13 protein-coding genes and 3 tRNA genes are annotated in these 18,362 nt (G+C 63.5%); 8 read left to right on the forward strand and 8 right to left on the reverse strand.

The window, feature by feature from the left end; all coding sequences use genetic code 11:
- Window positions 1–141 precede the first annotated feature (141 nt).
- Window positions 142–684, reverse strand: a complete 543-nt coding sequence (locus BM315_RS05800) for an REP-associated tyrosine transposase (protein WP_090498764.1) — start codon at window positions 682–684, stop codon at window positions 142–144.
- A gap of 361 nt (window positions 685–1,045) precedes the next feature.
- On the opposite strand from BM315_RS05800, the gene coaE reads away from it, so the two are divergent.
- Complete coding sequence (gene coaE, locus BM315_RS05805) at window positions 1,046–1,654, forward strand: dephospho-CoA kinase (protein ID WP_090498766.1); 609 nt, start codon at window positions 1,046–1,048, stop codon at window positions 1,652–1,654.
- Complete coding sequence (gene yacG / locus BM315_RS05810) at window positions 1,651–1,857, forward strand: DNA gyrase inhibitor YacG (protein ID WP_090498768.1); 207 nt, start codon at window positions 1,651–1,653, stop codon at window positions 1,855–1,857. Before coaE ends, yacG begins: the two co-directional genes overlap by 4 nt.
- Before the next feature lie 125 nt (window positions 1,858–1,982).
- On the opposite strand, the gene BM315_RS05815 is transcribed toward yacG, so the two are convergent.
- Window positions 1,983–2,672 carry an energy-coupling factor ABC transporter permease gene (locus BM315_RS05815; protein WP_090498770.1) on the reverse strand — a complete coding sequence of 230 codons (690 nt, stop codon included), beginning with the start codon at window positions 2,670–2,672 and terminating at the stop codon, window positions 1,983–1,985.
- A gap of 301 nt (window positions 2,673–2,973) precedes the next feature.
- On the opposite strand from BM315_RS05815, the gene BM315_RS05820 reads away from it, so the two are divergent.
- The 3 genes from BM315_RS05820 (at window position 2,974) to BM315_RS05830 (ending at window position 5,336) form a co-directional block, all read left to right on the forward strand.
- On the forward strand, window positions 2,974–3,603 hold the full coding sequence (locus BM315_RS05820; protein ID WP_090498772.1) for a DUF1780 domain-containing protein: 630 nt from the start codon (window positions 2,974–2,976) through the stop codon (window positions 3,601–3,603).
- A gap of 189 nt (window positions 3,604–3,792) precedes the next feature.
- Window positions 3,793–3,966: a DUF3094 family protein gene (locus BM315_RS05825; RefSeq protein ID WP_090498773.1), complete on the forward strand. Its 174-nt coding sequence runs from the start codon at window positions 3,793–3,795 to the stop codon at window positions 3,964–3,966.
- A gap of 62 nt (window positions 3,967–4,028) precedes the next feature.
- Window positions 4,029–5,336 (forward strand): NAD(P)/FAD-dependent oxidoreductase, encoded by a 1,308-nt coding sequence (locus BM315_RS05830; RefSeq protein WP_090498775.1) that lies wholly within the window; start codon window positions 4,029–4,031, stop codon window positions 5,334–5,336.
- 131 nt (window positions 5,337–5,467) lie between these two features.
- Here the strand turns inward: BM315_RS05830 and BM315_RS24240 are convergent, their stop codons facing one another.
- The 4 genes from BM315_RS24240 to BM315_RS05845 all read right to left on the reverse strand — a co-directional run bounded on the left by BM315_RS24240 (window position 5,468) and on the right by BM315_RS05845 (window position 5,948).
- Window positions 5,468–5,656: a hypothetical protein gene (locus BM315_RS24240; RefSeq protein WP_141123928.1), complete on the reverse strand. Its 189-nt coding sequence runs from the start codon at window positions 5,654–5,656 to the stop codon at window positions 5,468–5,470.
- 48 nt (window positions 5,657–5,704) lie between these two features.
- Window positions 5,705–5,780, reverse strand: a tRNA-Lys gene (locus tag BM315_RS05835).
- 5 nt (window positions 5,781–5,785) lie between these two features.
- A tRNA-Pro gene (locus tag BM315_RS05840) sits at window positions 5,786–5,862 on the reverse strand.
- Between the two features lie 10 nt (window positions 5,863–5,872).
- Window positions 5,873–5,948 (reverse strand) — tRNA-Asn (locus tag BM315_RS05845).
- A gap of 210 nt (window positions 5,949–6,158) precedes the next feature.
- Between BM315_RS05845 and BM315_RS05850 the strand changes: the two genes are divergently transcribed.
- Window positions 6,159–8,486 carry a DUF1631 domain-containing protein gene (locus tag BM315_RS05850; protein ID WP_090498777.1) on the forward strand — a complete coding sequence of 776 codons (2,328 nt, stop codon included), beginning with the start codon at window positions 6,159–6,161 and terminating at the stop codon, window positions 8,484–8,486.
- A 19-nt stretch (window positions 8,487–8,505) separates the two neighbouring features.
- Window positions 8,506–8,838 (forward strand): PilZ domain-containing protein, encoded by a 333-nt coding sequence (locus BM315_RS05855; RefSeq protein ID WP_090498778.1) that lies wholly within the window; start codon window positions 8,506–8,508, stop codon window positions 8,836–8,838.
- Between the two features lie 302 nt (window positions 8,839–9,140).
- Here BM315_RS05855 and clpB read toward each other — a convergent pair whose 3' ends face one another.
- Both clpB and BM315_RS05865 read right to left on the reverse strand, forming a co-directional pair.
- Entirely contained in the window at window positions 9,141–11,705 is a 2,565-nt protein-coding gene (clpB, locus tag BM315_RS05860; RefSeq protein WP_090498780.1) for an ATP-dependent chaperone ClpB, read from the reverse strand.
- Window positions 11,706–12,072: 367 nt separating this feature from the next.
- Window positions 12,073–16,218, reverse strand: coding sequence for a sensor domain-containing protein (locus BM315_RS05865; RefSeq protein ID WP_090499088.1), 4,146 nt, complete (start codon window positions 16,216–16,218; stop codon window positions 12,073–12,075).
- 407 nt (window positions 16,219–16,625) lie between these two features.
- Here BM315_RS05865 and ettA point away from each other — a divergent pair, with 407 nt between their 5' ends.
- Window positions 16,626–18,293: an energy-dependent translational throttle protein EttA gene (ettA, locus tag BM315_RS05870; RefSeq protein ID WP_090498782.1), complete on the forward strand. Its 1,668-nt coding sequence runs from the start codon at window positions 16,626–16,628 to the stop codon at window positions 18,291–18,293.
- The last annotated feature ends 69 nt before the right edge of the window (window positions 18,294–18,362 follow it).

Raw genomic sequence — 18,362 nt, forward strand, 5'->3', positions numbered from 1 at the left:
TCGCTTCGCTCAACCACGCTACGCTCATCCTACAAAAACCCTGCAGTCCCGTAGGATGGCGTTGAGCGAAGCGATACCCATCACAGCGATCTGCGACAAGCCAATGAACCCTGCGGCTGCCCATCGGTTGGCTGTAAACCATCAATCCTTCCATTGCTGTTCGCCATATTCGCTGTCCGCCTCATCGTCTCCGGCCCAATCTTCGGGCAACAAACCCGCCCGTACATAGCGGTGAAAGGACGACCAAGGCCAATCGGCTACTCGTTGTACGTGGCCGTGTTTGCGTGGGTTGTGGTGGATATAGTCGACATGCCGGGCGAAGTCCTGGTCATCGCGGATGCGGTGCTCCCAATAACGCCGCTGCCAGATGCTGCGCTCGCCTCTGCCCCGACGGCTGGCGCAAATCCTTTCACCGCCAGGCAATGCGCGGGAGAAGCCGGTTTTGATCAGCCGCCAGCGCACGGCAAAGTCGGCATCGCCGGGCGGCAGGGTACAGAGGGCGTGCAGGTGATCGGGAAGGATGACGATGGCCTCGATACGCCAGGGATGCTGGCGCATTACCCTGACGAAGCTGGCCCGCAGCAGGTCGACCTGGGCGGTAAGCAAAGCGCGTTGGCGGTCGGCCAGGTTGAGGGTGAAGAACCAGGTGGCGCCCGGCGTGTTATCGCGGCGGTAAGCGGTCATGGGCTGCAGTCCGTTGCAGGGTAGGGCTGGATCAGTGTAGTTGATGCAAATGGATTGACTGAATGATGACGATCGCGGCGGCTGGGCAACCGCTCGACGGGTATCGCTGCGCTCATCCTACAGAAGCCAGCCCGTAGGATGGTGCGATCACCGTAGGATGGCGTTGAGCGCAGCGATACCCATCACAGCGATCTGCGGCATATCAACAAAATACGGCGGCTGTGCAACCGCTCGATGGGTATCGCTGCGCTCAACCGCATCCTACGAGAGCCGCCGCGATCCGCCGCCTGATTCGCCAGGGCGCTTGCTCCTGCTCTACAATTGTTGCCCTGTTTTTGGCCAACGAGAGCCGCACGCGAAGATGAAACCCTGGATTCTTGGCCTCACGGGCGGTATCGGCAGCGGTAAAAGCGCGGTCGCCCATTACTTTATCGATCAGGGCGTGCATCTGGTCGATGCCGATCATGCGGCGCGCTGGGTGGTCGAACCGGGCACGCCGGCGCTGGCCAAGATCGTCGAGCACTTCGGTGAAGGGGTGTTGCAGTCTGACGGCCAACTGGATCGCGCGGCATTACGCAGCCTGATTTTCCAGAACCCCGAGCAACGGCTCTGGCTGGAGACCCTGCTGCACCCGCTGATCGGCCAGGAAATCAGCCAATATCTGGCGCGTGCCGAGTCGCCTTACGCGATCCTGGTGTCGCCGCTGCTGGTCGAATCCGGTCAGCACCGCTTGGCCCAGCGCGTGCTGGTGATCGATGCGCCCGAACACTTGCAGGTGCAGCGCGCCATGCAGCGCGACCAGACCTCGGCCGAACAGGTGCAGGCGATTCTCAAGGCCCAGGCCAGTCGCGAACAACGCCTGCAGCATGCCGATGACGTGCTGCTCAATGATCGCAACCTGGCCTGGCTGAAAAGCGAAGTCGAACGCCTGCACAACTTTTACCTGACCCTGCGCGGAGGCCAGCCATGAGCCAACCCACCATCGTGAAATGCCCCACCTGCAAGGCCCCGGTCGAATGGGGGCCGCAAAGCCCGCAACGGCCCTTCTGCTCGGAACGCTGCAAACTGATCGACCTCGGCGCCTGGGCCGCGGAAGAGCACGCCATCCCCGGTGACAACCTGGAAGACGAACTGTTCTCCAGCGATCTGGATCAGCCGCCGCGCCGGCACTGAGGACTCGAGCTGCGCCAACAAACCCATGCCGAGAGTCCGACAGCTGGTGCGCACGGCGCACCCTACGGGCGGTGACAGGATGCGGAAGTGGTGCAGCGGGAATCAATTTGCTGAAGCCTGCGCCATCAATGCGGCAGGTTGTCGTCCTTCCAGGGCGCCGCCAGGTAGCGCGAGCGGTTGAAGGTTTCCAGCCAGTCGGGGTAGAACACCACCAGTGCGGTGACGATCATTCCGTTGATGAAGGCCTCGGGGAAGATCACCAGCCACAGGAAGCCGACGAAGTCGCCGAGCCAGGGTGGCATCGGGAACAAGCCGTCGACCCACAACACGCCCAGCCCGGCGAGAATGCACAGCAAGACGGCCAGGGCCGCGGGGAAGAAGCCGCTGAAAAAGATGTAGACGAACAGATTGCGTGGTTGCGCGCGCTCGACCCGCAGCGCGCAGAGTTCGGTGACCAGCACCGGAATCAGCACCAGCAGCACGCCGTTCACGCCCAGTGCAGCCATATCCTGCCGGCCCAGCAGGAGCATGCCGAGCTGGGCGACAAACCCGGCGAGGATCGCCAGCGGCCAATCGAGCAGCAGGGTCACCGCCGTCATGCCGATGATGTGATAGGACAGCCCCGAGGCGAAATCGCGGCGCACCAGCCACAGCACGAAGAGTACGAACACCGTGGCGAAGACCAGGTGCTGACGCCGCAGGTCGCTGAACAACTCCAGCCACGGCGCCCGCCATATGGCCCAGAGCAGCATTGGCAGATAGAGCGTCCAGCCGATGACCTGGCTGGCTGGTGAGAGTAATTCGGCGGCGATCATAGGTAAGCACCCAACCCCTGAATGATGAACGCCGCCAGTCTACACCGGTGTTTAGACGACAAAAAAAGCTTCGCGAGCGAAGCGTATCTACGGGCAGACCACAGAATCTGGAACAACCAGCGATCCGCAGGGTGTCACTCGCCGAAGGCAGTGCACCATGGCGGGTTGTCGCTGCGCTCCGAACGGACGGCGCCCCGGCCGCCCTACATCTGAACGGAACGCCACCCAAGCTGTCGCTGCGCTCCGGACAGAACGACCCAGGGGCTACCAACCCCCCACGTCTGCGGGCTAAGCTGTAGGCATGGATGATTCAGACTACCTGCGCCTGCTCACGCACCAGGCTGAGCAGGCGAATGCGTTCCTGTCCAATGCCCGCAAGTGGGAGCGTGAGCGTTGGGTGTGTCAGCGCCTGCTGCAAGCCTTGAACGTCAGCCATCGGCTCGAGGAGTTCAGCGCGGCCGGGCAGGAACCGCCGGATGTGCTGTTTCGCGAGGCCAGTTTCGAGGTGTTTTTCGTGCTGGACGAAGGCCGGCGCCTCAACGATGAATGGCGCATCGAGCTGGAACGTCGGCGCAGTGCCTTCTCGCTCAGCCAGTTGGTGCGGCGCGAGGCCAAACCTCGGCGCATTGGCGCCGCCGAGCTGCAGGCACGCCTGGCTCCGACCCTGCGCAAGAAAGCGCACAACTACAGCGAACGCGGCCTCGATCCCGGCGAGCTGGATATGCTGGCGTTCGTCAGTCTGAAACGCGTGGTACCCGACTTCAACAGCCACTTCCCGCCGCCCACCGAGTTCCTGCGCCAGGGCTGGCGTTCGCTATCGCTGGTCGGCCCGACCTTCGCCCGGGTATTGTTCGCCCACCCCGAAGCCCCGGACTTTCTGCGCGGCAACCTCGGCCGCTGCGTACTGTTCGATGTCGGCATCAGCCTGTGATGAACTGAGACACTGCATCACCAATCCGGCCCACTTTGCGCCACACAGCGCCCGGGTGCGGCGGCATTATTCGTCTGAATGACGACCTGTGCGTTGAGCCCTTGTGAATGCCGCGGCTAGAATAGCCACCACCCACAGGCCAGCCGAGAACCGCGGGGTTTTCCCACGGTCTGATCCCTCGAGGTTCCCATGTCAAGCCGCCTGAGTCCCGACGATCAAAAACGCGTCGACCAGTACCTGAGTGCCCCGCAGCATCAAGTCGAACGTCAACCCTTCAAGGTGTGGCGCTTGTTGCTGATCATTCTCGTCGCGGTGATCGCCTTGGGCCTGCTGAGCCGTCTTCTGAGTCGCCTGGTGCTATGAGCTGCTTCGCGCTCGCCCAGCAAGACTCGCCGATTTTTTTCCAAGCCTTGTGAGAGTGATCCATGTCCCATCGAATCCTGATCGTCGGCGGCGGCGCCGGCGGCCTGGAGCTTGCTACCCGCCTGGGTAGAACTCTGGGTAAACGCGGCAGAGCCAAAGTCACCCTGGTCGACGCCAACCTGACGCACATCTGGAAACCGCTGCTGCATGAGGTGGCCGCCGGCTCGCTGAACTCCTCGGAAGACGAGCTGAACTACGTGGCCCAGGCCAAGTGGAATCACTTCGAGTTCCAGCTCGGACGCATGAGCGGGCTCGACCGCGCCGGACAGCGCATCACCCTCAGCGCGACGCTCGACGAGCAGGGCGAAGTGCTGGTGCCGGAGCGGCAACTGGATTACGACAGCCTGGTGATCGCGGTCGGCAGCACCACCAACGACTTCGGCACCGCCGGCGCCGCCGAACACTGCCTGTTTCTCGACACCCGCGAGCAGGCCGAGCGCTTCCATGGCCAGTTGCTCAGCCACTATTTGCGTGCCCACGCCAGCCAGAGCGATACCACCGAACAGATCAGCGTGGCCATCGTCGGCGCCGGCGCCACGGGTGTGGAACTGGCCGCCGAACTGCACCATGCGGCGCATCAACTGGCGGCCTATGGCCTGGACAGCATTCGCCCGGAAAACATGCGCATCACCCTGATCGAAGCCGGACCGCGGGTGTTGCCGGCATTGCCGGAGCGGATCGGCAAGCCGGTGCACAAGACCCTGGAAAGCCTCGGCGTGACGGTCATGACCAATGCAGCGGTCAGCCAGGTGACCCGCGATGCCTTGCTCACCACCCAGGGCGACACCATCACCGCCAGTCTCAAGGTCTGGGCCGCGGGCATTCGCGCACCCGGCTTCCTCAAGGACCTCGACGGCCTGGAGACCAACCGGATCAACCAGCTGCAGGTGCGCCCTACCCTGCAAACCACCCGCGACGACAATATCTTCGCCTTCGGCGACTGCGCCGCCTGCCCGCAACCCGGCAGCGAAGGCCGCAACGTGCCGCCGCGCGCCCAGGCCGCTCACCAGCAAGCCTCGCTACTGGCCAAGTCGCTGAAACTGCGCATCGACGGCCAGGGCCAGACCCTGCCGGAATACCGCTATCGCGATTACGGCTCGTTGATCTCGCTGTCGAGTTTTTCGGCGATCGGCAACCTGATGGGCAACCTCACCGGCAGTGTGATGCTCGAAGGCTGGCTGGCGCGGGTGTTTTATGTGTCGCTCTACCGCATGCACCAGATGGCGCTGTACGGCTCGCTGCGCACCCTGCTGCTGATGCTCAGCGACCGCATCGGCCGCAGCACCGAGCCACGCCTGAAGCTGCACTGAGAGGCAGGACACGGACTACGGAAGTGATGGGTATCGCTTCGCTCAAGCCTACGCGGCCCGCACCATCCTACGGGTGGTGGCCGCAGCTTTTTGTAGGATGAGCGTAGCGCGGTTGAGCGCAGCGATACCCATCACAGCGACCTGGATGATATCCGGGAAATTTCGGCGCCTGCACAACTGCCCTGAATTTCGCCTTCGGCTAATCCAGGCTCCGAACGGATCGCCACTTCAAGCCAGCTGTCGTCGCGGAGCCCATGACAAATCGCACGCATAAAAAAAGCGCCCCTAAGGGCGCTTTTTTTATGGTTGCCGATGAACATCTCATCTCAACCTTAAGATTCAACGCTGCAAACAGCTGCAGGTGAAAATGGTGGGTCGTGTGGGATTCGAACCTACGACCAATTGGTTAAAAGCCAACTGCTCTACCAACTGAGCTAACGACCCAAAAATGGTCGGGGTAGGGGGATTCGAACTCCCGACATCCTGCTCCCAAAGCAGGCGCGCTACCGGACTGCGCTATACCCCGATTGAAAGATTGGCTCCGCGACCAGGACTCGAACCTGGGACCCAATGATTAACAGTCATTTGCTCTACCGACTGAGCTATCGCGGAACTTCGTGCTTTCAAATCTCTTCCACCAGGCTTCGGTGTGAACCGATTCCCGTGTCTGAGGCGCGCCATTTTACGTTTCCGCAGCGGCCTGTCAACCCCCTAAAATGCTTTTATGACAATGCTTTGCACGTGGCTGATGGCCTGCTATATCTTCTTGGAGCGTGATCAGCGCAGGATACGTTAGTCGCAATGCTTCAATCAGGAAAGTCCATGAGCAACCAGGACATACCTCCAAGCACGCAAAAACCAGCGCCAACCCTCGCCAGCCGTGGCATCCAGCCACGCTTTGGCGAGCTGGTGCAAAGCTGTCGCAAGCTGGTGATGAACCGGCTGGCGGAACAACTGACGGGCGTGTTTTCCCAGGTCGATGACACTCTGTTCGAGTGCGCGGAAAAAGCCGAGAACAATCAGGCACAAACCCTGTTCTTCGACAGCATGCGCGAGATTCGCAAGCAGCGACCGCAGATCGAGCGCACCTACCACCAGAAAATCGCGCAGAACTTCTCCGACTTTTTCGATGGCAAGCTCAAGCCTGTGCCCAGTACCGCTGAACTGGATGCCGAGCAACTCACCCTGGTACAGAACGAGGAGTACGAGGAAAGCCTGCTGATCAGCACCATGGTCAGCCAGGTCAAATCACGCTGCGCGCCGCAGCTATTTGCTCTGGAGCAGCGTTTGGCCCTGCTCAACAACGGGCAACAACTGGGCGAGGACAACAACCCCTTCGACCCACAGCAGATTGCCCTGGCCTTTCGTCAGGCCCTGGCACCCAGCCCACTTCAACTGCAGATCAAGGCCGTTCTCTACGCTTTGTTCGACAAGCATGTGATGCTCAGCCTGGACACTATATATAGCGCCCTGAACCAGCGCCTGATCGATGCCGGTGTACTGCCCACCCTCAAGCACAGCGCCAAGCGTGCCGACAACCCCGAGCGGCCAAGCAGCCCCGGGAGCCCTCCCGCCCCTCGCAAGGAACTGCCGGAGGGCAGTGATCCCCGGGCAGGCGCCAGTACCGCGACCGCTCCGGCGCTCGACCTCGACGGCCCGCCTCCCGGCAATCCGACAGCGCTGCTGCAGGGCTTGACCGCCCTGCTGGGCGAACATCGCCAGCGCGATATCGACGCCCCGCTACTCGGTGGCACCCGCAGTATTGCCAGCCATGCCCCGCGCAACGCCACCAGCACTTACAGCGCCAACGATCTGCTCGGCGCCCTGGACCGCATGCAACGCCAGTCCGCCGATGAACTGGCGCAGCGCCTGCAACGTCCGCAGCAGGTCGACGATTTGAAAACCGATTTGCAGCGACAACTGGAAGCCTTCAGTCAGCGCCCGGGGCAACAGAAACTGTCGGATCAGGAAGCCGACGTGATCGACCTGGTCGGCATGCTGTTCGACTTCATCCTCGACGACAACTGCCTGATCGACAGCTACAAGACCCTGCTCTCCCACCTGCACACGCCCTACCTGAAGGTGGCGTTGCAGGACAAGGCGCTGTTCACCCAGCACACGCACCCGGCACGCCGCCTGCTCAACAGCATGGCCCAGGCGGGCGTGCTCTATGGCGGCGAAACCAATGAGCGCGCCCTGCTGGCCAAGATGCAGTGGGTGGTGGAGCAGGTAGTCAGCGCAGGCAACAACGATCCATTGCTGTTCGAGGGGCTTCTCGAACAGTTCGACGAATACACCGCCACCCTCAAGCACAAGGTCGAACTGCGCGAGCACCGCGCCGTGGCAGCGGCCAAGGGTCGCGACAAACTGCTGGGCGCCCGTCAGCAGGCTCTCGAGGTGATTGCCCGCTGCCTGAAGCAACGCCAGACGCCGGGGATCATTCGCAACTTCCTCGAACTGACCTGGAGCGACGTTCTGGTGTTCATCCTGCTCCGTCATGGCGAGAACAGCAGCGAGTGGCAACGCGCCTGTGAGGTAGCCGAGCAACTGGCCTGGAGCGGCACCCCACTCGATGAAAGCGGCCACCAGCAATTGCAGGCGCTACGCATGACACTGCTGGATGATTTACGCAAAGGCCTGCAACTGCTCGGCGGCTACCATGAAGACGGTATTCGCCGCTTGCTGCAGGACCTGGTCGCCTGCCAGTACGCCGCACAAGCCAAACAACCGCAACTGGCCGACACCTTCACCCCGCAACTGGCGGCGGGCACACTCGGCGCCATGCTCGGCGAGGACGCCATGCTCGCCTCTCTGGCGCCGCGCGAATCCGGCCTGTCGGCACGCGCGCAGACATTCGCCCGGGAGCTGATGCACATCGAGTTCGGCACCTGGTTCGAATTCCTCACGGACAACCAGCCCCACCTGCTCAAGCTCTCCTGGTTCAGCCCGACCACGCGCAATTACATGTTTGTCGATCACAGCGGCCAACGGGCGGCGATCAAACCCTTGACCCTGCTGGCCACAGAGATGGAACGGGGCCTGGCCCGCATCGTGCCACCCGAACAGGATGCACCGCTGGTGGACCGTGCCCTCAACGCCATTTATCGTGTGCTGCAACGATTTAGCGGGCGCACGAGCAAAACTCGCTGATCCCCCACAAGGAGATTCCATGGAAGATCGTCGTCAGCACAGCCGTCACCACACCGAGCTGCAGCTGGAAGTCTTCGACCTGCATAGCGGCCAGTGCCTCGGCCGTGTGGCAGACCTCTCTGCCGACGGCTTCATGCTGTTCAGCGACAAGCCGCACCGCGCGGACACCGTGGTCGAATGCCGCCTGGTCAGCGAACAGGTGATCGACGGGGTCGGCGAAATCCAGCTACGCGCCGACTGCCTGTGGAGCCGCCCCGGCGCCAACGGCCAGCACTGCTGGGCCGGCTTTCATATCATCGACATAGAACAAGACCAGGCCGCGGCGCTGGACGTGTTGCTCAAGCATCTTTGAGCACCGGCCGGGGATCCAATGATCCGTAGGATGGTGCGCCCCCGTAGGATGGTGTTGAGCGCAGCGATACCCATCACCGCAGCCGGCAGGCAAGCCGGGAAGTTTCGGCACCCACCCAACCGCCCCCGGATTGCACCGGGGCTTATGCGGGCTACGTCGCCGAGTGCGCGTTGCTACATGTGACCGCCGATGGGTATCGCTTCGCTCAACGCCATCCTACAAGAGCTCTGACCGCCGCAAGCCCATAAAAAACGCCCCGCACGGCGCTGACCGTGACGAGGCGTTGTTAGTGCAGCAGGGACTTAGACGAAGACGATTTCGTCGTTTTCGACCGTGCCGGTGACGGTGCTGCCGGGGCTGAACTTGCCGGCGAGAATCAACTGCGCCAGCGGGTTTTCGATCCAGCGCTGGATCGCCCGCTTCAGCGGCCGTGCGCCGTAGACCGGGTCGTAGCCGATGGCGACCAGCTTGTCCAAGGCCTCGTCGCTCAGCTCCAGGCTTAGCTCGCGCTCGGCCAGGCGCTGGCGCAGGCGGCCCAACTGGATCTGCGCGATGCCGGCGATCTGCTCGCGGGCCAGCGGCTCGAACACCACCACTTCGTCGATACGGTTGACGAATTCCGGACGGAAATGGCTGCTCACCGCATCCATCACCGCCGCCCGTTGCGCCTCGCGATCACCGACCAGTTCCTGGATCTGCGCGGAGCCGAGGTTGGAGGTCATCACGATCACGGTATTCCTGAAGTCGACGGTGCGCCCGTGGCTGTCGGTCAGGCGGCCGTCTTCCATGACCTGCAGGAGGATGTTGAACACATCCGGGTGGGCCTTCTCCACCTCATCCATCAACACCACCGAGTAGGGCTTGCGGCGCACCGCCTCAGTCAGGTAACCGCCCTCTTCGTAGCCGATGTAGCCGGGCGGCGCGCCGATCAGCCGCGACACGGAATGCTTCTCCATGAACTCGGACATGTCGATGCGCACCAGCGCCTCCTCGGTGTCGAAGAGGAACTCGGCCAGGGCCTTGCACAGCTCGGTCTTACCCACCCCGGTCGGGCCGAGGAAGAGGAAGGAGCCGCTTGGCCGATTGGGATCGGACAGCCCGGCGCGCGAACGCCGCACGGCGCTGGCCACCGCGACCACCGCTTCATTCTGGCCGATCACCCGCTGGTGCAGCAGGCCTTCCATCTTCAGCAGCTTGTCGCGCTCGCCTTCGAGCATCTTCGAGACCGGAATGCCGGTCCACTTGGACACCACTTCGGCAATTTCTTCCTCGGTGACCTTGCTGCGCAGCAGCTGGTTCTCGCTCTTGCCGTGCTGGTCGACCATCTGCAGGCTGCGCTCCAGATCCGGAATGATGCCGTACTGCAGTTCGGCCATGCGGCTGAGATCGCCCTTGCGCCGCGCCGCTTCCAGCTCCTGACGCGATTGCTCGATCTTCTGCTGGATCTGCGCGGAGCCTTGCACCTCGGCCTTTTCCGCCTTCCAGATGTCTTCCAGATCGGCGTACTCGCGCTCCAGCCGGGCGATGTCTTCCTTGAGTTTTTCCAGGCGCTTGATCGCCGCCTCGTCGTCCTCCTTCTTCAGCGCCTGGGCCTCGACCTTGAGCTGGATCATGCGCCGCTCCAGGCGGTCGAGCACCTCCGGCTTGGAGTCGATCTCCATGCGGATGCGACTGGCCGCCTCGTCGATCAGGTCGATAGCCTTGTCCGGCAGCTGGCGGTCGGTGATGTAGCGGTGGCTGAGCTTGGCCGCGGCGATGATCGCGCCATCGGTGATCGCCACCTTGTGGTGCACCTCGTAGCGCTCCTTGAGGCCACGGAGGATGGCGATGGTGTCTTCCTCGCTCGGCTCGTCGACCAGCACCTTCTGGAAGCGCCGCTCCAGGGCGGCGTCCTTCTCGATGTACTGGCGGTACTCGTCGAGGGTGGTGGCGCCGACGCAGTGCAGCTCGCCACGCGCCAGGGCCGGCTTGAGCATGTTGCCGGCATCCATGGCGCCCTCGGCCTTGCCGGCGCCGACCATGGTGTGCAGCTCGTCGATGAACAGGATGATCCGCCCTTCCTGCTTGCCCAGTTCGTTGAGCACCGCCTTCAGACGTTCCTCGAACTCACCACGGAACTTGGCCCCAGCGATCAGCGCGCCCATGTCCAGCGACAGCACGCGCTTGTCTTTCAGGCCGTCCGGCACTTCGCCGTTGACGATGCGCTGGGCCAGGCCTTCGACGATCGCGGTCTTGCCCACGCCCGGCTCGCCGATCAGCACCGGGTTGTTCTTGGTGCGGCGCTGCAACACCTGAATGGTGCGGCGAATCTCGTCGTCGCGGCCGATCACCGGATCCAGCTTGCCCTCTTCGGCGCGCTTGGTCAGGTCGATGGTGTATTTGTCCAGGGCCTGGCGCGATTCCTCGGCATTCGGGTCGTTCACCGCGTCGCCGCCGCGCAGGTTGCTGATGGCGTTTTCCAGGGCTTTCTTGCTCACGCCCTGGGCCAGCAGCAGCTTGCCCAGCCTGGTGCCTTCGTCCAGCGCGGCGAGCAGCACCAGTTCGCTGGAGATGAACTGGTCGCCCTTCTGCTGGGACAGGCGGTCGGCCTGATTGAGCAGGCGCGCCAGGTCCTGGGACAGGTTGACATCGCCGGTCGGGTTCTGGATCTTGCCCAGGTGATCGAGTTCCTTGCTCAGCGCCTGGCGCAGGCTGCCCACGTCGAAGCCGACCTGCATCAGCAGCGGCTTGATCGAACCACCCTGCTGGTCGAGCAACGCCTGCATCAGGTGCAGCGGTTCGATGGCGGCATGGTCGAGGCCGACGGCCAGGGACTGGGCGTCGGATAGCGCAAGTTGCAACTTGCTGGTCAATCGGTCGATTCGCATTGCGTCATCCTTCCTTATTAAGAGCAGGCCGGCGCGATGGACACCCCTGTATTGAAAGCCTGCCGAGATGAAAACTAGATGAGGACGATTGTGCGAGTTTCAAGCGCGGCGACGTTGATCTGGGTCATACCGGGCAGAGGGTGGGGGTTGTGGGAGGGCCGGGCGGCGTTCCGATTTAGCCGCGATTGACCTTGACGGCGCTGAAAGCATCGCGGCTAAAGCCCCTCCCACGCACCCGTGTCGCGGCACTAGATTCACGATGCTTTCGGCGAAAACTCCCGGATGAGCAAAAGCTTCGCGGGCATGGCCCGCACCTACAAAAACCTTCTCGCGCAACGCGGTTCGCGACAAAACGGCAAAACAGACCCTAGCTGAGCATGAACAGTGCGGCGCCGCTGAACTGGGCGGCGAACTGGTGGGCAGGCATGGGCCGGCCGAGCAGGTAGCCCTGGACTTCGTCGCAATCGTGGATGCGCAGGAAGTCCAGCTGCGCCTGGGTCTCCACGCCTTCGGCGATTACCGAAAGGTTCAGGCTGTGGGCCATGGCAATGATGGCGCGGGCGATTTGCGCGTCCTGTTCGCCTTGCGGCAGGCCGTCGACGAAGCTGCGGTCGATCTTCAGCACGTCGATGGGAAATTGCTTGAGGTAGTTGAGCGACGAGTAGCCGGTGCCGAAGTCGTCGATGGCGATGCACAGGCCCAGGCTTTTCAGGTCGTTGAGGGTGCGCAGGGCGCTCGCCACATCCTGCATCAGGATGCTTTCGGTCAACTCCAGCTCCAGGCAGGCCGGGGCGACCCCGCTGTCCTCGAGAATCGCGGCGATGCGCTGAGCCAGCGCGCCCTCGGTGAACTGCCGGGCCGACAGGTTGACCGAGATCTTCGGTACGCGGATCTTCGCCGCGTGCCAGCTCTTCAGCTGGCGGCAGGACTCGGCCAGGACCCAGTCGCCGACCTGTACCACCAGGCCGAGTTCTTCCAGCACCGGGATGAAGTCATCCGGCGGCACCAGGCCGCGTACCGGGTGCTGCCAGCGCAACAGGGCTTCGACGCCGGCCAGACGCTGGCCGTTGCCGGAGAACTGCGGCTGATAGTAGAGCACGAACTCCTGCTGTTCGAGGGCGTGGCGCAGGTCCCGCTCCAGCTCCAGGCGTTCCAGGGCGCTGGCGTTCATGTCCGCCTGATAGAACTGGAAGTTGTTCTTGCCATGCTCCTTGGCGTGGTACATCGCCGTGTCGGCGTTCTTCATCAGTTGGCTGAGTTCGTTGCCGTCCTGCGGACTCAGCGCGATGCCGATGCTGGCGGTAACGAAGAATTCGCGGCCTTCGAGCATGAACGGCCGGGCCAGGCTGGCGAGAATCTGCTCGGCGACATGGATCGCCCGGTTCAGCGCGCCCTCGCGAGTGGCACACGACTGCAGCAACAGGGTGAACTCGTCGCCGCCCATGCGCGCCACTGTGTCGTCGCTGTCGACGCAGGCCTCCAGGCGCACTGCGACGTCCTTGAGCATGCGGTCGCCGGCGGCGTGGCCGAGCGAGTCGTTGATCGGCTTGAAACGATCGAGGTCGAGGAACATCAGCACCACCCACTCCTGATGCCGGGCTCCATGTTGCAGCGCCGTGTGCAGGCGATCCTGGAACAGCGTGCGGTTGGGCAGCAGGGTCAGGGCGTCGTAGTAGGCCAGGCGATGGATGCGCTGTTCGCTGGCCTTGCGCTCGCTGATGTCGCTGAAGAAGCACACATAACTGACCAGGTCGCCTTCTTCGTCCTGCACCGCGGTGATTCCGACCCAGGCCGGGAAGCTCTCGCCGTCGCGACGCTTGAGCCAGATTTCGCCTTCCCAGCTGCCGCGCTGATCGAGCTGGTTGAGCACGTAGTGCAGGTGACTGGCCTGCTGGCGGTCGGCGGTGAGCATGCCCGGCAGCTGGTCGAGGACCTGGGCCGAGGAGTAACCGCTGACCCGGCTGAAGGCCTTGTTGACCTGGACGATGTAGCCGGCCGGATCGGTGACCAGGATCGCCGCGGTGGAGTGTTCGAACACCGTGGCGGCCATGCGCAGGTCTTTTTCCGAGCGGCGCTGCTGGCTGATGTCGCGGCCCACGCCGAGCAGGCCCTCGAAGTGGCTGTTGTCATCCCACATCGGCACCAGACGCAATTCGACCGGAATTTTTCGGCCATCGGCGCGCAGGCAGTCGAGGATGAACAGTTGCGGCTGGAACTGTGCGCGCAGCTCGCTCATGCGCAGGGGGCTGCCAAGCGCCGCGCGCACCCGCTCGAGCAATATCGTCAGGCCGGCCAGTTGCTGCGGGTTGGCGGCCAGGCTGTGGAAGTTGTGGGCCAGGAACCATTGCGGCGGATGACCGAGCACCGTTGCCACCGAAGGGCTGACGTAGTTGAGGTGCAGGTTGTTGTCCGTGGAGAAGATCACGTCGCTGGTGCTCTCGGCCAGCAGCCGGTAACGCTGCTCGCTGTTGCGCAGCGATTCGCTGCTGCCGATCTGCTCGGTGATGTCCTTGGCCACTCCGATCAGGCGACTGACACGCCCACGGGCATCGCGCGCCAGGGCCTGTTCGCGGATGCTGAACCAGCGCCAGGTACCGTTGCGATGGCGCCAGCGCAGTTGTGATTCGAGCAGCACGCCGTCGCCGACCACCTGTTGCAGGTTGCGGATGCGCCAGTAATAGTCGCTGTCATCGGGGTGCAGGATGCGCTCCCAGAAGCGTTCGCCCAGGGCGTGCAGTTCGGCCGTGCTGTAACCCAGCTGCAGGCCCAGGTGATGGTTGCTGAACAGCACGCGCTTATTCAACATGTCATGCACATAGAGGGTGTCCGGCACGGTGCGCACCACATCCGACCAGAAGCGCTCACGCTCGATCAACGACAGTTCGATGCGCTTGCGGCTGGTGATGTCGCTGATGCTCAGGGTCACCGCATTCAGTTCTTGCGCGCTGTCCGGCAGGCGCAGTACCAGCCACAGGTGACGCTCGTGACCCTGCGGGGTGCTGATCCGCCGCTCCAGTTCAAGCTGGCCGACGCCTTCGAGCAGGGCCGTGAGCAGGTGCACGCGAAAGCCCTCGGGGTGCAGTGGGCCACTGTCGATCAGGTGTCGCCAGGCGTGCTCGGTGGAGTCGACGCCGAGCAGTTGCAAGGCCACCTGGTTGGTCTCGGTGAAACGCATCAGTTGCAGCAGTTCGCCATGCCGCTGCGGATGGGCGAGCAGCCAGCGCTTCAGGCTCGCGCCGTCATGCACCTGCAGCTGCTGCAGGTACTCCGGCAGCGCGGCCAGATCCAGGACGCAGAGCGCGGTGCCGGTGCCTTCGAAGATGTCCTGGTAGCGCCGGCGGGTTTCCTGCAGGACGTGGGTGGCGTGCTGCTGCTCGGTGACGTCGCGCAGCACCCAGACGAAGCCCAGGCGCCGCGCCGGATCGCCGAGGTCGCTGCGGCTTATCGTGAACAGGCGGGGCACACCGTCCTGGCGGATCTCCACCAGATCGGTATCAAGGTCGCCAGGCCTGCTGGAGTCGTGCAACAGCTGCGGATCGAGATGGGGCAGCAGTTGCAGCAGGTGCCAGCTGTGCGCGTCCTTGCTGCGCAAACCGAACAGTTCCTCGGCCTGGGGGTTGAGGTAGCTCAGTTGGCCATCGCTGGCGGTGACCAGCACGCGCTCCTCGATGGCCCCCAACGCACTGGCCGCCTGGCGCAGCGAGCGCCGCGACGCCGCATTGAGTTCATGCAGACTGCGCTGTTCGCGCTGCAGGCGGTACAGAGCCAGCAAGGTCAATAGGGAGCAGAGGGTAAATAGCAGGAGCTTGCCGGACAGTGCGGGCAACAATTGTGCGCGCGCACTGCGCTCGTCGAACAGGGCGCGCAGCTGCCAGTCGCTGCCTTTGAGCGGCGCCAGGAGAATGCTCTGCTGCGGATCGTCTGCGCTTATCGGCTGCAGGACCGCGCCGTTGTCCGCAAGGCCGCCATGCTGGCTGGCAATCGTGCGTTGCATCTGGCGGTCTTCCAGCTGCCAGCGATAGCGGCTCTGGTGGTGTTCGTGCAACCAGCTGCGCAGTGCCTCGGCAGTCAGGCGCAAGACCCAGTAGCCGCTCGGGCTGCCGCCTTCGTCCTGACGCAGCAGCAGGTGGATCAGTCCACCATCGTCGGCGCTGAACGCATAGTGATAAGCCGCACCGTTGCTGCGCTCGATCAGGCTGGCCAGATAGCGGCTGTCATCCGCCCGGGGCTGGGTGTCTGTCAGGATGTTGCCGCGAGAGTCGAGCGAGGCCAGGCTGCGCAGGCTGGCAAAGACCCCGCGCAGGCTGTTTTGCAGTTTCTCATCGACCTCACCCTGGCCTGGCGCCGGGGTGCTGTGCTGGCGCAGTATCGCCACGCCGGCCTGAGCCTTCAGCTCCATGCTCAGGCTGAGGTGATTGGCCAGTTGCGCGCTGAACTCATGGTTGAGCTGGCGCTGGTTGTCGAGCAATTGCCGCGATTCCACCTGCAGTTGCCACAGCAGCAACGCCAGCATGCCCAGCACCAGCACCACCAGGGCACCCTTGATCGAGCCACGCCAAGCAGGCGACGAGGGTTCGCCCGGAGCATGGGGTAACGATGGTGAGGTGTGGCTTGGCACTTGATGAGGATCCTGCAATTACGGCTCGATGAACGCGGGACGCGCCCATGCCTTCTGACAATGGCGCGCGCGGGGCGCTAGCATGCCATAACCGTGGCGAAGTGCCAGTGCCGCCGACGAGCGTGGTTTGCCCTGCACGGCGCATTCCGGTAGCTTTGCCGCACGCGCGCGGGAGCTGTGCACAGCGATTTTCGACAAACGGTCCGGTGCATCGCCTGGCAGATGCCGTCACCCATGACCTTGCGTTTGCCACGCGACCCGCAGCCATTTTTCAGTTTTCCGTCTTAGAACCAAGGTTATTCATGGCCCAATACGTCTACACCATGCACCGGCTGAGCAAAGTAGTGCCGCCGAAGCGGGAAATCCTCAAGAACATCTCCCTGTCGTTCTTCCCCGGCGCCAAGATCGGCGTGCTCGGCCTCAACGGTTCGGGCAAGTCCACCCTGTTGAAAATCATGGCGGGTGTCGACAGCGAGTTCGATGGCGAAGCCCGGCCGATGCCCGAGCTGAATGTCGGCTACCTGCCCCAGGAACCGCAGCTCGACCCGAACAAGACCGTGCGCGAGGTGGTGGAAGAAGCCGTCAGCCATATCAAGGACGCCCAGGCGCGCCTCGATCAGGTCTACGCCGCCTACGCCGAGCCGGATGCCGACTTCGACAAGCTGGCCGCCGAGCAGGCCAAGCTCGAAGCCATCCTCCAGGCCAGCGACGGTCACAACCTCGAGCGCCAGCTGGAAGTCGCCGCCGACGCCCTGCGTCTGCCGGCCTGGGACGCCAAGGTCGCCGTACTCTCCGGCGGCGAGAAGCGCCGGGTGGCGCTGTGCCGCCTGCTGCTGTCGGCGCCCGACATGCTCCTGCTGGACGAACCGACCAACCACCTGGACGCCGACTCGGTGGCCTGGCTGGAGCACTTCCTCCACGACTTCCCCGGCACCGTGGTGGCGATCACCCACGACCGTTACTTCCTGGATAACGTCGCCGGCTGGATTCTCGAACTGGACCGCGGCGCCGGCATTCCCTACGAGGGCAACTACTCCGGCTGGCTGGAAGCCAAGTCCAACCGCCTGGCCCAGGAATCCAAGCAGCAGTCGGCCCATGAGAAGGCCATGAAGGAAGAACTGGAGTGGGTGCGCAAAGGCGCCAAGGCCCGCCAGGCCAAGTCCAAGGCGCGCCTGCAACGCTTCGAGGAACTGCAGTCGCAGGAATTCCAGAAGCGCAGCGAAACCAACGAGATCTACATCCCGGCCGGCCCGCGCCTGGGCGACAAGGTCATCGACTTCGTCAACGTCAGCAAGGGTTACGGCGACCGTGCGCTGATCGACAACCTGTCGTTCAGCATGCCCAAGGGCGCCATAGTCGGGGTGATCGGCGGCAACGGCGCCGGCAAGTCGACCCTGTTCCGCATGCTGATGGGCAAGGAGCAGCCGGACTCGGGCAGCATTGAGATCGGCGAGACCGTGCAGCTGGCTTGCGTGGATCAGAGCCGCGACGACCTCGACGGCAGCAAGTCGGTGTTCGAGATGATTTCCAACGGTTCCGACCAGATCCGCATCGGCAACTACGAGATTCCCTCGCGCACCTACGTCGGCCGTTTCAACTTCAAGGGCGGCGACCAGCAGAAGTTCGTCAAGGACCTGTCCGGCGGTGAGCGTGGCCGCCTGCACCTGGCCCTGACCCTCAAGGAAGGCGCCAACGTCCTGCTGCTCGACGAACCGTCCAACGACCTCGACGTGGAAACCCTGCGTTCGCTGGAGGAGGCCTTGCTCGACTTCCCCGGCGCGGCCATCGTCATCTCCCACGATCGCTGGTTCCTCGACCGTGTTGCCACCCACATCCTGGCGTACGAGGACGACTCGCACATCGAGTTCTTCGAAGGCAACTACACCGAGTACGAGGCCGACCGCAAGAAGCGCCTCGGCGATGCCGCCTCCCAGCCGCACCGCGTGCGCCACAAGAAACTGGCGCAATAAGTGCCACGCTGGTGACATGCAACGGAGCCTTCGGGCTCCGTTTTTTGTTCGAGGACTCCCGCGCGGTGT

This window comes from Pseudomonas borbori (genome assembly GCF_900115555.1).
Classification (GTDB): domain Bacteria; phylum Pseudomonadota; class Gammaproteobacteria; order Pseudomonadales; family Pseudomonadaceae; genus Aquipseudomonas; species Aquipseudomonas borbori.